We start from the raw sequence: 13,989 nt of genomic DNA on the forward strand, positions 1-13,989 counted from the left end.
GGGGGGGGGGGGGGGGGGGGGGGGGGGGGGGGGGGGGGGGGGGCGGGGGGGGGGTTTGGGGCGCTCGCGGGGCGGCGGGGGGGGGGGGGGCCGCCCCCCCGCGGCCGTGACTCAGCGGCGATTCAACGGTGATTCAGCGGTGTGAGGTGAACTCCACGACCTGCTGATAGGTCGGCCGGTTCTGCCAGCTGATGTGGGGGTGGGTGATGCCGCCGAGGGCCCGCTGGTTGAGCGAGTCGGCGCACCACTGGTCACCGGCGGCGCACAGGTCGTCGCCGGTGTAGACCTGGGCCGGGGTCTTGGCGGCGGCCTGTTTGAGCGTGGTGATCAGGGCGTCCCGGCAGGCGGTGAGGGAGCCGTCGCCGCAGTAGGTGTCGCCGAGCGGGCCCTGGACGGACTCGCCGAGCACCGCGCGGATGTCCTTGTCGACATAGCTCCACCAGCCGTACTGGAAGGCGCTTCCGGCGTGGGCGCCGGTCGGGCCGTGGGCGGCGGACGGGGACTCGTCGACGGGCAGGTTCGCGGTGATCGCCGTGTAGAGGTCGCTGCCGAGGCCGGGTTCGAACTGGGCCTTGACCAGCAGCGGCCACCAGGCGTCCAGGATCCGGATGGCGTCGGCGTGGGCGTAGGTCTTGGAGCCCGCGGACGTCTCGGTGCGTTTGCCGCCCGCTGTCACCCACGCCTGGAGCTTGCTCACCGCCGAGGCCGCCGCCGGATCGGCTACGGGGGTGCTGGTGAGGACCGTCAGCAGGTCGGGCAGCACCTGCTCGGCGCGCAGGTCGGCGAGGCCCGCGTCGGCCATGGCCTTGACCAGCGCGGACCGGGTCACCCCGCCCTGCTGGACGAGTTTCTTCACCCGGTCGTCCAGCAGATCGCCGCGGTGCACCGAGCCATTGCCCCAGGGGGCGGCGGTGTAGTCCTTGGCCTGTTTGTTGTTCCAGGAGATGTAGTAGTCCTGGTCGATGGAGTTCGGGTGCTGGGACGGCGGGGTGTAGTCGGCGGTGTTGGTCGCCGGGTCCCAGCCGCGCCATTCGTACGCCGGCTGCGCCCAGACCGGGAACTCGGGGTCGACGCCGGTCGCGCGGACCGGATTGTCGCCGCTGTTGTAGTAGGCGGTGTGCGCGGAGTCGGCGTAGAACCAGTTGAAGGTGTAGTTGATGTGCTGCACCGCCTGCTGGAAGGTCTGCGCGCTGTTCACATGGCCGGGGTCGTTGAGCATCTGGAAGCCGATGATCGACTCGGCCTCGTTGAGGAAGGACGAGCGCAGGGTGGTGTAGGCGACCTTCTTGCCGCCGACGGTGGCGCGGTACTCGACGGGACCGTACTCGGTGCGCCACACCCGCATGGTGTACGAACCGGCGGCGGTGCCGTCCGCGACGGTCGGCTTCCAGGTGTTCTTCTGCTCGACCTTCTCCATGGGCGTGCACACGCCCCGGTAGAGATAGTGGTAGTCGTCCTGGCACAGCTCGACGGCGTAGGTGTCGATGATGTCCTGGCCGGAGGTGGTGGCGCTCCAGGCGTAGTCCTGGCCGCGGCCCAGCAGGACGTACATGCCGAGTCCGGCGAAGGTGGCGCCGCGGGCGCTCAGGCCCGGTCCCTGGATCTCCTGGAGCATCAGCAGCTGCGGCGCGAAGTAGCCGGTCTGCGGCCCGAACACGGCGATGGGGTTCCCGCTCGCGGTGTGTTCGCCGCTGACCACCAGGGCGTTGGACATGCCGCGCTTGGCGGAGGTGACGGCGTTCGCGGCGGCGTCGGCGGAGGTGCCGGTGGCCGCCGGGGTGGCCGCGCTGCCGGTGCGGTCGTGGATGAGGGGTTCCTGGGTGACCGAGCCCGGGTCGGGCAGGGCGGTGCCCTGCGGGTTCGCGGGTTTGGTGCCGTACGGGAAGCTGCCCTCCTGGACGGTGAGCACGGCCTCGGGGTCGTTGCGCTCGCGGAAGGACTCCCAGACCTCGGTGCCCTGCTGCACGCCGTACCGCTGCTGGGCGGCGAGCAGGGAGAGGGCGTTGTTGACCTCGCCGCCGCCTCCGGCGCCGAAGAGCGAGCCGATCACGGAGGCGAGGGCGACCAGGTCGGTGGATTTGAAGGGCTTGATGGTGCCCGCGTTGGTGAGGGAGTCCTTGTGGCCGGTGAGGACGTATTCGCCGGGGAAGTAGCGACCGCTGTCGGCGGCGGCGATGTAGGCGTTGATGCCGTCGACGTAGGCGTTCACGTCGGCGAGGGCCTGGCGGCCCCGTTCGCCGTTGGTCGCGGTGGCGCGGTCGATCTGGGCCTGGAGGTCGGCCTCGGTGTAGGGGGCGTTGCGCCAGAAGGTCTGTTCCAGGCCCTGGTTGTCGAGGGCGCCGCCCGCGAAGGAGGTGAGCTGGCCGCGGCCGACGTGCCGGAACAGGTCCATCAGCCAGAGCCGGTCCTGGGCGGCGGCGTAACCGGCGCCGAACTCGGTGCCGTAGCGGGTGGTGCCCGTGATGTGCGGCACACCTGTCTTCTTGTCGCGGACGATGGTGACGTCCGTGCGTCCGGCGGGCTTGAGGGTGGAGGCGACCTGGTCGGCGGGGACGCCGAAGGAGGCGTCGTTGAAGAAGGTGTTGAGGGTGGCGTCGGTCAGCGACTGGTAGCCGGTGGGGAGCTTGGCATAGGGCCCGAGCTGGTCCTGGGCGTGTTCGGGCTGGGTGCCGAAGGCCTGGTTGAGCAGGATCTGGGCGAGGGTGGCGTTGCCGTTCTGGCCGGGCGGCAGGATGTCCGAGCACTGGTTGCCGCAGTGGTCCGCGACCGCCGCCGCATCGGCCACCGTGGGGGTGGTGGCCGAGGCGGCTTGGGAAAGCGGAGACAAAAGCCCGGCAATCAGAGCGCATACGGAGACGGTCTTCAGGAACCCACGAGGAGTGTGGGGAGTTCTCAGTCTGTCGAGGTCGGTGCGTGGGGTGCGCCGTGACATGGCAGCTCCTCCCGATGGGGATGGGGCCGGACGTTACCGGCGGTATCCCCCGGTTAAAAGATGAACATGCGTCAAGTTTCCGGGTCGCTCCCGCTGCTCGGCGGGGCCGCCGGAAATCAGTGGGAGCCGGAAGGGAGCCGAATCGCTTGTCGATACGTCTATTCGGCGAAGTCCGTTCGATGACGCCGCAGTGACCGAAGTACAGGTGCAGGTGTGACGGAGGTGCAGGGCGATGGCCGGTTTCCGGAGTCTGGCAAGACAGGTGCGCGATCCTCGGTGCGATCTGGCACTACGGCGCTATTCACTGCGCAAGTGCCTTGAGCGATTTGCCCCTTATGGGCATAGAGCGACCTGGGATCATCTGTGCTCCCGGGCCGGGTTCGGCCCCGAGGACCGCTCTCCCGACCCGGTGCGGCTCGTGGCCGCGCTGGAGGAGCTGGAAGAGGCGCGGGTGGTCTGGCTGGCCTATGAGACCGAGTTCGCCGAGCGCCGCAGGAAGGAGAAGCACGACGGGCTGCGCAGGCCGGGCAGCGTGGACGACTGGCACCGGCTGACCTGGGGCGGATTCGGCGCCGCGTGGTGCGACGACCCCCGGGTGCACCCCGGTGAGCCCCTCGCGGAGGTGCTGCGCCGGCTGATCGCGGCCCTGGAGCGCGAGCCGGGCGCCGAGTGCCCCGTCTGTGGCGGCGAACGCCTCGTCTGGAAATACGAACTCGACCACGAGCCGTCCTCCGGCCCGGTCTGCACGGACTGCGGAATCCTGGTCCCGCGCCCGGTGCTCACGCCGGAGGCACTGGCGTATGCGCGACGCGGCCAGTTGCTGATGTCGGCGTAGGCGCTGCCGCGCGGGGGGTGAGGTGCCGCGGCGCTGGTTGGTGGGGGCGTGGGTGCTGGTGGGGTGAGTGGCGGGACTGTGCGAGGTGGTGTCGGGGTGGTGTCGAGGTGAGCGCCGGATCAAGGCCGAGGTGGGTGCCGGGTCGGTGGGCACGGCGAGCGCAGGTCGGCGGCGAGGTGAGCGTGGTCGTGGTCGGCGATGGGTCGGCGCCGAGGTGGGCGCAGGTCGTACCGGGTCGCTGCCCAGGCGGGCGCGAGGTCGGTACCGGGTCACTGCCCAGGCGGGCGCGGGTACGGGGCTGTTGAGCAGGGCCGGTCGGTGGCCGGTGGGGTGTGAGTGTCGGCGGTGGATCTGCTCCGGGGTGGCGCGGGCGTAGGTGTCGGAGGGCGGCGGATCGGCGGCGGGCGGGATCTGAGCGCCGGCGACCGATCCAGGTCAGGCGTGGGCCGCAGGACACGTACGGCCTGGCGGACACCCTGAGCCTGCCCACGGGCGAACGGGTGGACTCCAGCGCCGCGTTGGTCGCAGCCGGGCCGGCCGTGACGCCCTGAGGGGCGCGGGGAACTGCGCGAATCACCACGAACCACCCGCACCCGGCGTCCGGCCCCCCGTACCGGCACCCGGCAGCGGACATCCGCACCGGACATCCGCACCGGGCATCCGCGCGAGCCGTCCCTTACCGTCGCCGTTCCACCAGCAGCCGCGACCCCGCCCGTTCCTGGCCGAACGCGTCGTCGGGATTGGACAGCACACAGCTGTCCAGCGACAGACACCCGCACCCGATGCAGTCCGTCAGATGGTCCCGCAGCCGATTGAGCTGCCGGATCCGTTCGTCCAGCTCCGAGCGCCACGCCTGCGACAGCTTCGCCCAGTCCTCCCGCGTCGGCGTCCGCTCCTCCGGCAGTTCCGCCAGCGCCTCACGGATCGTGGCGAGCGGGATGCCGACCCGCTGTGCCGCCCGGACGAAGGCGACCCGCCGCAGGGCGTCACGCGAGTACCGGCGCTGATTGCCCGTCGTCCGGCGGCTGCTGATCAGCCCCTTGGACTCGTAGAAGTGCAGCGCGGACACGGCCGCGCCGCTGCGCGCCGACAACTGGCCGACGGTGAGTTCATGGATGTTCTCAGGAATCTGCGGCATCACCGCAACACTACCCATCCGCGGGATTCTCCTCCGTTGACATCCTCGCCACCCCACACCAAGCTAAGCAGTTGCTTAGCACTGTGCGTGATCGACGTACGTGATCGATGGGTCGAGCGAGAGGCCGGGGCATGGCAGAGGCGAGGATCTTCACGTCCGTGGACGAGCTGAAGGCCGCGGTGGGCGAGCGGCTGGGACACACCGACTGGGTGGAGATCGACCAGAAGCGGATCGACCTGTTCGCCGAGGCGACCGGCGACCACCAGTGGATCCATGTCGATCCGGAGAAGGCGGCGACCGGCCCGTTCGGCACGACCATCGCCCACGGCTACCTCACCCTCTCCCTGCTGCCGCTGTTCGCCCCGCAGCTGATCGGCGTCGAGGGCGTGACGATGGGCGTCAACTACGGCACCAACAAGGTGCGCTTCCCCGCCCCCGTCCCGGTCGGCTCCCGGCTGCGCTCGACGGCGACGGTCTCCGCGGTGGACGAGGTACCGGGCGGCGTCCAGGTCACCCTCGCCTTCACGGTCGAGCGCGAGGGCGAGGAGAAGCCGGTGTGCGTGGCGGAGTCGGTGTCCCGCTACTACCTCTAGACCGCCACCCCGGCCACCAAACCGGCCGCCACCCCGGCCATCATTCCGGCCACCAACCCGGCCGCCACCCCTGCCACCATTCCGGCCACCAACCCGGCTACCGCCCCGGCTTCCCCGCCCCCACCATCCGCAGCACCAGGTCCGCGTACAGCGTGCCGACCTCGGCGGGGGTCCAGGGGCCGCGCGTACTGAACCAGCGGGCCACGTCGATGCAGAGCGACAGCACGGCGAGGGTGGTGCCGTGCACGTCGAGCACCTCGAACTCACCCGCCGCGACCCCCTCCTCGATGATCCCGCGGACCTCGGCGTCACACTGCCGGCGCAGCGCGACGATCTCCGCGCGCGCGTCCGGCCCGAGGGAGTCCAGTTCGTACTGCACGACCCGGGCGGTGGTACGCCGTCCCGCGTGCCAGCGGACGAAGGAGGCGACCGCGTCGGCCAGCCGCTCGCTCGCCGTGCCCGCACCGCGGGCGGCGGTGCGCAGAATGTCCAGCGCCTTCTCGTGGCCGATCCGGCTGATCCGGTGGAGCAGCTCTTCCTTGGTCTTGTAGTGGATGTAGAGCGCGGCCGGGCTCATCCCCGCGCGGCCCGCGATGTCGCGGGTGGTGGTGGCGTGGTAGCCGCGCTCGGCGAAGGCCTCCACCGCGGCGATCAGCAGCCGCCGCGCCGCGTCCGGGGTGACCTCGGCCCACGACTCGTCCTCGTCGCCGGCCGCCGCTTCCTGCGCCGTACTCATCGCGTCCTCGTCCCTCTCGCCGACAGCGCCCCCACCATACAGCCGAGGGTGAGCGGGCGCTTAGTGGACGGGGCGCCGCACTGCGCCGGGCGGGTCAGAGCTTCTCGAAGGGGTCGTGCTCGGCGAGCAGCTTCTCCAGGCGGGCCTGGTCGACCCGGCTGACGATCTGCCCGGCCTCCTGGCGGTCGCGGACCACCTTGGCGAGGGTGAAGGCGGAGGTGACGAGGTAGAGGACGGCGACGGCCAGGAAGGAGCGGACCCAGGGGTCGGCGTCCAGCTGGAAGATGCCGATGCCGGTGGCGCCCAGGGCGACCGCGAAGGAGAGGACGGCCTGACCGTGATAGGCGGCGGTGGTCTGCTGTTTGACGGGTGTGTCACTCATGCGGAACAGGTTCGGCGACCGTGGCGCCCGCCACATCCGTCGGTGTACTCAGAGAGCTACTCAGACGGCCCGCACCCGCTACGACGCCGGCCCGCACCCGGCATCCGGACTAGCACCGCTAGTTTCTGGCCCCCCGCCCTACTATGTGCGCCATGGCCCGACCCCGCAAACCCCTGCTGAGCACCGAACGCATCGTCGCGACGGCCCGGGAACTGGTGGACGCGGAGGGGCTCACCGCCGTCTCCACCCGCCGGCTCGCCGCCGAGCTGGGGGTGAGCGGGCCCTCGCTGTACAACCACTTCCGCACCAAGGACGAGATCCTGGAGGCGGTCGCCGAGTCGGTGATCGAGCAGGTCGATCTGTCGATGTTCGAGGACGGCCGGGACTGGCGCACCGCGCTGCACGACTACGCGCTCTCCTACCGCGGCGCCCTGCGCGACCACCCCCACATCGTGCCCGTGCTGGCCGGTGGTCCCGGCCGGCGTCCGGCCGCGCTGCGGCTCGCGGACGTGGTGTACGGGGCGATGGTCGCGGCGGGCTGGCCGCCGGCCCAGGCCACATCGATCGGGGCGCTGATGCGGTACTTCATCATGGGGTCCGCGCTCGGCTCGTTCGCCGGGGGTTTCGTGCGGGACGAGAGCGCGTACGACCCCGCCGACTACCCGCATCTCGGGCAGGCCCATCTGCTCCCCGAGCGGCAGCGCAAGGTGGACGAGCGGGCGTTCGAGGTGGGGCTCACCGCGCTGCTGGACGGGTTGGCGGTGCGGTTCGAGCGGGTGCGGGGCGAGGGCGGCTGAGCCGTCGTAGCGGGGAGGTGTTTCGGTGGGCGCCGAACCGTCCGTGGCGCACGCTGGAGACATGTCGACCAACGACCCCCGGGCTCCGGAGTTCGCGGCCTTCGCCGCGCTGCTCGCCGATGAGACCCGGGTGCGCTGTCTGCTCGCGCTGCTCGACGGGCGGGCCTGGACCGCCGGGGAACTGGCCCGGCACGCCGGGGTCGCCGCGTCCACGGTGAGCGAGCACCTCGGGAAGCTGGTGTCGGGCGGGCTGCTGACCGAGGAACGGCAGGGCCGGCACCGGTACGTACGGCTGGCGGGCCCGTCCGTCGCCCAGCTCGTGGAGGATCTGGCGGCCCGGGTCGGGCCGGACGCCGTACGGCAGCCCCGTACCCTGCGCGAAGCCGGGGCCGGGTCGGCGATGGCGCGCGGGCGGACCTGCTACGACCATCTCGCCGGGCGGCTCGGCATCGTGCTCACGGACGCGCTGACCGCACGCGGGCTGCTGCGGCAGGACACCGGGTTCGCGCTGACCGACGACGGGGTGGACTGGTTCGACGCGGCGGGCATCGCGCTGCGCCGGACCGGACGCCGCCCGCTCGCCCGCGCCTGCCTGGACTGGACCGAGCGGCGGCCCCATCTCGGCGGGGTCGCGGGGGCCGCGCTGTGCCGGCACGCCCTCGACACGGGCTGGTGTGTGCGGATCGGGTCCCAGCGGGCCGTGAAGGTGACCGGGGAGGGGGAACGGGCGCTGGGGCGGCTGCTCGGCATCGACGCCGGGGCCCTGAGCTGACCGCACTCCCGCCCGCCTTCACCGATACCCCGGCCTCGCACTGACCGGCGCCCCGCCCGCCGCGCTGACCGGTCGGCCCCCGCCGACGTCCGTCCTGCGTTGATCTGCGCAACCCCCCGGCCGTTGACCTGCGAACACTCCTCGGCCTCTGGCGTGCCGTCCGAAATCCGCCAGCCCTTCCCCGTCAGCATTCCTACGCTCAGGAGCATGATGAACCACTCCCCCGGCCGCCCCTCGCGTCGCCTCGCTCGGCGCCCCGAGGTGACGGCCGCTGCCGCCGTCGTGGTCACCGTCGTGCTGTGGGCGTCCGCGTTCGTGTCGATCCGCAGCGCCGGCGCGGCGTACTCGCCGGGAGCGCTCGCGCTGGGCCGGCTGGCGGCGGGCGCGCTCGCGCTGGGCGCGTGGTGTCTCGTACGGCGGGAAGGGTGGCCCGCGCGGGCGGCGTGGCCCGGCATCGCGATATCGGGGGTGCTGTGGTTCGGCGTCTACATGGTCGTCCTGAACTGGGGCGAGCAGCAGGTGGACGCCGGTACCGCCGCGCTGGTCGTGAACACCGGGCCGATCCTCATCGCGCTGTTCGGCGCCCGGCTGCTCGGCGATCCGATGCCGCCGCGGCTGCTGGCGGGCATCGCGGTGTCGTTCGCGGGCGCCGTCACCGTCGGGCTGTCGATGTCGGGGCAGGGTGGGGCGTCCGTGCTCGGCGTGGTGCTGTGCCTGATCGCGGCCGTCGCGTACGCGGGCGGTGTGGTCGCGCAGAAACCCGCGCTGGGGCACGCGAGCGTCCTCCAGGTGACGACGTTCGGCTGTGCGGTGGGGGCGGTGCTGTGTCTGCCGTTCTCCTGGCAGCTGATCACCGAGGCGTCCCGGGCGCCGCTGTCCGCCACGCTCAACATGGTCTATCTCGGCATCTTCCCGACCGCGCTCGCCTTCACCACCTGGGCCTACGCCCTGGCACGGACGACCGCGAGCCGGATGGGGGCGACGACGTACGCCGTTCCCGCGCTGGTGGTGCTGATGTCGTGGCTGGCGCTCGGTGAGGTACCCGGGGTGCTCACGCTGGCGGGTGGGGTGCTGTGTCTGGTGGGTGTGGGGGTATCGCGGTCGCGGTCCCGGGCCGTCCCTGCCATCGACCCGGAAGTGCCCCCACCCGTCGGCCCCGGACCTGCCCCTTCCCCGGCAGCCGGACGGGCCGACGCCGCCTGATGCCCTGACGTCCCCGCGTCGCGACGCCCCTCAGAACGTCACCAGCGCCCGTCCCCCTTTCCCCGCCACCATGTTCTCGAACGCCGCCGGGATGCCGTCCAGGCCGATGCGTGCCGTCACCAGGGACGCGAGGTCCAGGCGGCCCGCGCGGACGTGGTCGGCGAGGACCGGCAGATCCCGTACGGGGTCGGAGTTGCCGTAGACGCAGCCGGACAGGGTGCGGCCCCAGTGGAAGATCTCCAGGGCGTTGAAGGTGACCAGCTGGTCCTTGCCGCCGATGCCGACGACCGTGGTGCGTCCGCCGCGCCGGGTGGACTCCCAGGCCGTACGGATGGTGACCGCGCGGCCCACGCACTCCACGGCCACGTCCACGCCCTGCTTACCGGTGAGGGCGCGGATGTCCCGGGCGGTGCGCTCGGAGGCGATCACATAGTCGGTGGCGCCCGCAGCCCTGGCCAGTTCCTCCTTGGCCGGGGAGACATCGACCGCCACGATCCGGGAGGCGCCCGCGATCCGCGCGGCCTGGAGGGTGGCCAGGCCCACCCCGCCGACGCCGAACACGGCGACGCTCTCGCCGGGCGCCACCCGTGCCGAGTGGTGCACGGCGCCGTAGCCGGTGAGGACCGCGCAGCCGAGCAGGGCCGCGTCGGTGAGCGGGATGCCGTCGGGCAGCGGCAGCACACAGGACCGCGGGACGACGGTCTCCTGCGCGAACGCGGCCACGTTCAGGCCGGGATGCAGATCGACGCCGGTGACGGTACGGGCGTGGACATCGGCGGCCCCGTTCATCGCGTTGGCGCACAGCCACACCTCGCCGCGCTCGCAGGCGGGGCAGCTTCCGCAGGACGGGGCCCAGTTGAGCACCACGGGAGCACCGGGGGCGAGGTCCGTGACGCCCTCCCCCACGGACACCACCGTGCCCGCGCCCTCGTGACCGAGGACCGCCGGGACCGGGATGCTCATGGTGCCGTTGGACAGGGACAGGTCGGAGTGGCACACCCCGGCGGCTGCGAGCCGCACCCGGACCCGGCCCGGACCCGGCTCGGGCAGCTCGATGTCGGTGATCTCCAGCGGAGCACCGACGGCGGTCAGGACAGCGGCGCGTACGGTCGTCATGAGGGGCGACTCTCCTGGAAGGGGTCAGGCCGGAAGGAACCAGGCCGGAAGGGATCGAGCCGGGAGCGATCAGACGGGTGAGGATCGTCTAGAAGTGACCAGAATCAATCAGAACTGACTAGAACTGAAGGGATTTGGTCTGGAGGTACTCCGCGAGGCCGTGCGCGCCCAGTTCCCGGCCCACGCCCGACTGCTTGTAGCCGCCGAACGGGGCCAGCGGGTTGAAGCGCCCGCCGTTGATGTCGACCTGGCCGGTGTCCATCCGCCGGGCGAAGGCGACCGCCTCCGCCACCTCGCCCGCCCACACGGCACCGGCGAGCCCGTAGACCGTGCCGTTGGCGATCCGAAGGGCGTCCTCCTCGTCCTCGTAGGGCAGCAGGGACAGGACCGGGCCGAAGATCTCCTCCTGGGCGATGGTCATCTCCGGGGTGACGTCGGCGAAGACGGTCGGGCTGATGTAGTAACCCCGCTCGCGCGGCGCCTCGGGGCCTCCGGCCACCAGCCGGGCGCCCTCGGCGACGCCCTGCGCGATGTACCCCCGTACCCGCTCCCGCTGCTTGGCGTTGACGACCGGGCCGATGCGCTCGCCGTACTTGGCGGCGGCCGTGGCGGCCAGCGCGACCGCCTCGTCGTACCGCTCGCGGTGGACCAGCATCCGGGTCCAGGCGCTGCACGTCTGCCCGGAGTTGGACATCACGTTGGCGACCCCGACATGGACGGCACGGGCGAGGTCGGCGCTCGGCAGGATCACGTTGGCGGACTTGCCGCCCAGTTCCAGGGCGACCGTCTTGATGGCCGCGCCCGCCGTCGCGGCGATGCTGCGGCCGACGGCCGTGGAGCCGGTGAAGGAGACCAGGTCGACGCCCGGGTGCTCGGCGAGCGCCTGCCCGGCGACCGGGCCCAGGCCGGTGACCAGGTTGAACACCCCGGCCGGCACGCCCGCCTCATGGACCGCCTCGGCGAACAGCTGGGCGGTGAGCGGGGTGTCCTCGGCGGGCTTGAGGACCACCGTGCAGCCGGCCGCGAGCGCCGGGGCGACCTTGGCGACGATCTGGTGCAGCGGGTAGTTCCAGGGGGTGATCGCGCCGACCACGCCGACCGGCTCCTGGAGGACGGTCGAGTTGCCGACCTGCTCCTCGAAGAGGTGGGTGGCGGCCAGTTCGGCGTACGAGGCGGCCACCGCGATCGGCATGGAGACATGGACGGCCTGCGAGAACGGGAGCGGGGAGCCCAGTTCGGCGGTGACGGTCCCGGCGATCTCGTCCTTGCGGGCGGTGAGGGCGTCCCGCAGGGCCGCGAGCCGGGCGGCGCGCTCGGCGGGCGGGGTGGCCGCCCAGGACGGCAGGGCGGCCCGCGCGGCCCGTACCGCCGCGTCGACGTCCTCGGCGGTGCCCGCCGGGACCCGGCCGATGACCTGCTCGTCGACCGGGTTCACCACGTCGATGTATCCGGTGCCCGCCGCGGGGCGCCAGGCGCCGTCGATGTACATCCCGTTCTGGGCCTTCATGCTCTGCCTCCCGAAACAGCGGTGTCGTCCAGCTTCCAAACTAGCGGCGATAGTTTTTTCTCGCCAGGGGCGTCCGCCGCTCGGGACGCCGGAACGCCTTCACGCTGAGACGCCGGAACACCGAGAGGGCGCCACCCGGAAAAGGGGTGCCCCTCAGAAGTCGACCCGTACCCGGTCATCCGCCCGCCCCACCGACTCCTGCCCGAACGCCTTCTCGTAGTCCCGGCGGATCTCCTCGATCGCCCGGTCGGCCGGGGCCGCCTCCCCGACCGGGTACAGCAGGAGCAGTTCGTACGACCGCTCCTTCTCGATCGTGCCGGTGCCGTCCCGCCACTGGCCGCGCCCGCTCCGTACGGTCAGCCCGTCGGGAAAGGCCGGGGTGACCTCCTCGTCGATGAACGTCATGAACTGCCGGTCGGTCACCGCCGGGCCGCCGTCGATCCGCGCGGTGCCGAAGAACAGCCGGGTCTCGGCGTACGGCTCACCGCGCACCGCCGGGGACGTGTGGCCCCCGGCCCCCGAGCCGTCGAGGGTGGCGTAGGCGGCGGTGGGGACGCCCACGGCCAGCAGGGCGGCGGCGGTGACGAGGGCGGTCCGGGTACGGACCGGCTGGATCTTCATGCCCCTCACCTACGGGATTCCGCCCCCGCGGGTCCCTCCGCCGCGCGGGCGGTGTCCTTCGGTACGTCGGCCGGTTCCCGGGCGGGCGAGCGCAGCGCCACCCCCGCCGACAGCAGGAGAAGCCCGCCGAGCAGCACGAACGGGGCCGCCACGCCCGCGACCCCGGCGACCAGGCCCGCTCCGGCGGGGGCGGCCACCTGGCCGAGGCGGTTGCCGGTGAGGCGCAGGGCGAGGGCGGTGGAGCGGGCGCCCTCGGGGGCCGCCCGGACGACCGTCGTCATGGACAGCGGCTGTCCGACGCCGAGACAGAAGCCGAGCGCGGCCAGCAGCGTCGCGAGGGCCCACACCGGCACCGGCAGGGCGATGGCCGCGCAGAGCAGGGCCGCGAGGAGGCAGGTGGAGGTGAGCAGCGGGGTGCGGCCCAGCTTGAGCAGCGGGGTGAGGACCAGCCGGCAGGCGATGGTGGCCGCCGCGCGCAGGCTGAGCAGCAGTCCGACGACGGAGGGCGCGATGCCCCGGTGCTCGCCGACCACCGGGAGGTAGGCGGTGAGCACATCGGTCGCGGACAGGACGGAGAGGCTGATCAGGATGCCCGCCGGGACGCCCCGCGCGCCCAGGATCCGCCGCACCGGCACCCGGTCGCCGTGGCGGGTGCGGGAGGTGAGTGCCGTACGGTCCTCTATCCGCCACAGCGAGGTGACCGCGACGGCGGCGCCCGCGCCCGCGACCACCAGGGCGAGGGCGCTGGTGCCGGCCATGTCGTGGCCGCCGATCAGCGCGCCCGCGGCGATCGGGCCGATGAGCTGGCCGAGGGAGGCGCCGATGGTGAAGTGGCCGAAGTTGCGGTCCTGTTCGTGCGGGACGGACTGGCGGGCGACCAGGGACTGGGCGCCGATGACGAAGCTGAGGTGGCCGAGGCCCATCACCCCGCTCCAGACCGCCATCGCCCACAGGGACCCGGCGAGTCCGCTGAGCGCGCAGCCCGCCGCGATCAGCACCACCCCGGCGGGCAGCAGGGGCGCGCAGCGGCCGTGGTCGGTACGGCGGCCCAGCGGGACGGCGGCGAACAGCGGGAGCAGGGCGTAGACCCCGGCGATCACACCGATCGCCCGTTCGTCGGCGCCCAGCGCGAGGGCCCGGTAGGAGACGGCGGGCCGGGCCATCGACACCGCCGCCTGCGCGAAGCTGAAGGCGATGACGAGACGGAGCAGCCAGCCCCGGTTCCTGCCGGGCCTCACGGTACGGACCTCCTGCTGACGCACGGTTCCGGATGACTCGGGTGCCTCGAACGACTCAGGCGCCTCGGACGGGCCGGGGACCTCGGACGACCGGACTGGCCCGAACTGGCCGCGCCACC

Annotated in this window: 14 protein-coding genes (1 of these 14 cut by a window edge); 6 read left to right on the forward strand and 8 right to left on the reverse strand. The window is 72.5% G+C overall.

Annotation, left to right across the window (positions count from 1 at the left end):
• On the forward strand, positions 1–110 hold the 3' end of the coding sequence (locus ACFXAZ_RS17890) for an exo-beta-N-acetylmuramidase NamZ domain-containing protein (protein WP_384591480.1). Its footprint begins 1,291 nt before the window's first position; only the last 110 of its 1,401 coding nucleotides appear in the window; its start codon lies off the left edge, out of view; it ends in the stop codon at positions 108–110.
• A 23-nt stretch (positions 111–133) separates the two neighbouring features.
• On the opposite strand, the gene ACFXAZ_RS17895 is transcribed toward ACFXAZ_RS17890, so the two are convergent.
• On the reverse strand, positions 134–2,932 hold the full coding sequence (locus tag ACFXAZ_RS17895; RefSeq protein ID WP_384591483.1) for a penicillin acylase family protein: 2,799 nt from the start codon (positions 2,930–2,932) through the stop codon (positions 134–136).
• A 232-nt stretch (positions 2,933–3,164) separates the two neighbouring features.
• Between ACFXAZ_RS17895 and ACFXAZ_RS17900 the strand changes: the two genes are divergently transcribed.
• Positions 3,165–3,767 (forward strand): hypothetical protein, encoded by a 603-nt coding sequence (locus ACFXAZ_RS17900; RefSeq protein ID WP_384591486.1) that lies wholly within the window; start codon positions 3,165–3,167, stop codon positions 3,765–3,767.
• Between the two features lie 676 nt (positions 3,768–4,443).
• On the opposite strand, the gene soxR is transcribed toward ACFXAZ_RS17900, so the two are convergent.
• Positions 4,444–4,905: a redox-sensitive transcriptional activator SoxR gene (gene soxR / locus ACFXAZ_RS17905; protein WP_384591489.1), complete on the reverse strand. Its 462-nt coding sequence runs from the start codon at positions 4,903–4,905 to the stop codon at positions 4,444–4,446.
• A gap of 131 nt (positions 4,906–5,036) precedes the next feature.
• Here soxR and ACFXAZ_RS17910 point away from each other — a divergent pair, with 131 nt between their 5' ends.
• A complete protein-coding gene (locus ACFXAZ_RS17910) occupies positions 5,037–5,498 on the forward strand; it encodes a MaoC family dehydratase (RefSeq protein ID WP_384591492.1) in 462 nt (153 codons plus the stop codon).
• 97 nt (positions 5,499–5,595) lie between these two features.
• Here the strand turns inward: ACFXAZ_RS17910 and ACFXAZ_RS17915 are convergent, their stop codons facing one another.
• Together ACFXAZ_RS17915 and ACFXAZ_RS17920 are read right to left on the reverse strand one after the other, a co-directional pair.
• Positions 5,596–6,234 (reverse strand): TetR/AcrR family transcriptional regulator, encoded by a 639-nt coding sequence (locus ACFXAZ_RS17915; RefSeq protein ID WP_384591495.1) that lies wholly within the window; start codon positions 6,232–6,234, stop codon positions 5,596–5,598.
• Positions 6,235–6,328: 94 nt separating this feature from the next.
• Positions 6,329–6,616, reverse strand: coding sequence for a YiaA/YiaB family inner membrane protein (locus ACFXAZ_RS17920; protein WP_382691780.1), 288 nt, complete (start codon positions 6,614–6,616; stop codon positions 6,329–6,331).
• Between the two features lie 143 nt (positions 6,617–6,759).
• Between ACFXAZ_RS17920 and ACFXAZ_RS17925 the strand changes: the two genes are divergently transcribed.
• The 3 genes from ACFXAZ_RS17925 (at position 6,760) to ACFXAZ_RS17935 (ending at position 9,388) form a co-directional block, all read left to right on the forward strand.
• Positions 6,760–7,413, forward strand: a complete 654-nt coding sequence (locus ACFXAZ_RS17925; RefSeq protein ID WP_384591499.1) for a TetR/AcrR family transcriptional regulator — start codon at positions 6,760–6,762, stop codon at positions 7,411–7,413.
• 61 nt (positions 7,414–7,474) lie between these two features.
• Positions 7,475–8,185: an ArsR/SmtB family transcription factor gene (locus ACFXAZ_RS17930; RefSeq protein ID WP_384591502.1), complete on the forward strand. Its 711-nt coding sequence runs from the start codon at positions 7,475–7,477 to the stop codon at positions 8,183–8,185.
• Between the two features lie 207 nt (positions 8,186–8,392).
• Positions 8,393–9,388: a DMT family transporter gene (locus ACFXAZ_RS17935; protein ID WP_384591505.1), complete on the forward strand. Its 996-nt coding sequence runs from the start codon at positions 8,393–8,395 to the stop codon at positions 9,386–9,388.
• Positions 9,389–9,418: 30 nt separating this feature from the next.
• Here the strand turns inward: ACFXAZ_RS17935 and ACFXAZ_RS17940 are convergent, their stop codons facing one another.
• From ACFXAZ_RS17940 to ACFXAZ_RS17955, 4 genes are all read right to left on the reverse strand, one after another.
• Positions 9,419–10,504, reverse strand: a complete 1,086-nt coding sequence (locus ACFXAZ_RS17940) for a Zn-dependent alcohol dehydrogenase (protein WP_384591508.1) — start codon at positions 10,502–10,504, stop codon at positions 9,419–9,421.
• A 118-nt stretch (positions 10,505–10,622) separates the two neighbouring features.
• Positions 10,623–12,011, reverse strand: a complete 1,389-nt coding sequence (locus ACFXAZ_RS17945) for an aldehyde dehydrogenase family protein (RefSeq protein WP_384591511.1) — start codon at positions 12,009–12,011, stop codon at positions 10,623–10,625.
• A gap of 153 nt (positions 12,012–12,164) precedes the next feature.
• Positions 12,165–12,632 (reverse strand): DUF3574 domain-containing protein, encoded by a 468-nt coding sequence (locus tag ACFXAZ_RS17950; RefSeq protein WP_384591514.1) that lies wholly within the window; start codon positions 12,630–12,632, stop codon positions 12,165–12,167.
• A 5-nt stretch (positions 12,633–12,637) separates the two neighbouring features.
• Positions 12,638–13,870 carry an MFS transporter gene (locus ACFXAZ_RS17955; RefSeq protein WP_384591517.1) on the reverse strand — a complete coding sequence of 411 codons (1,233 nt, stop codon included), beginning with the start codon at positions 13,868–13,870 and terminating at the stop codon, positions 12,638–12,640.
• Positions 13,871–13,989: the final 119 nt, after the last annotated feature.

It is taken from the genome of Streptomyces sp. NPDC059477 (assembly GCF_042749375.1).
GTDB lineage: Bacteria > Actinomycetota > Actinomycetes > Streptomycetales > Streptomycetaceae > Streptomyces.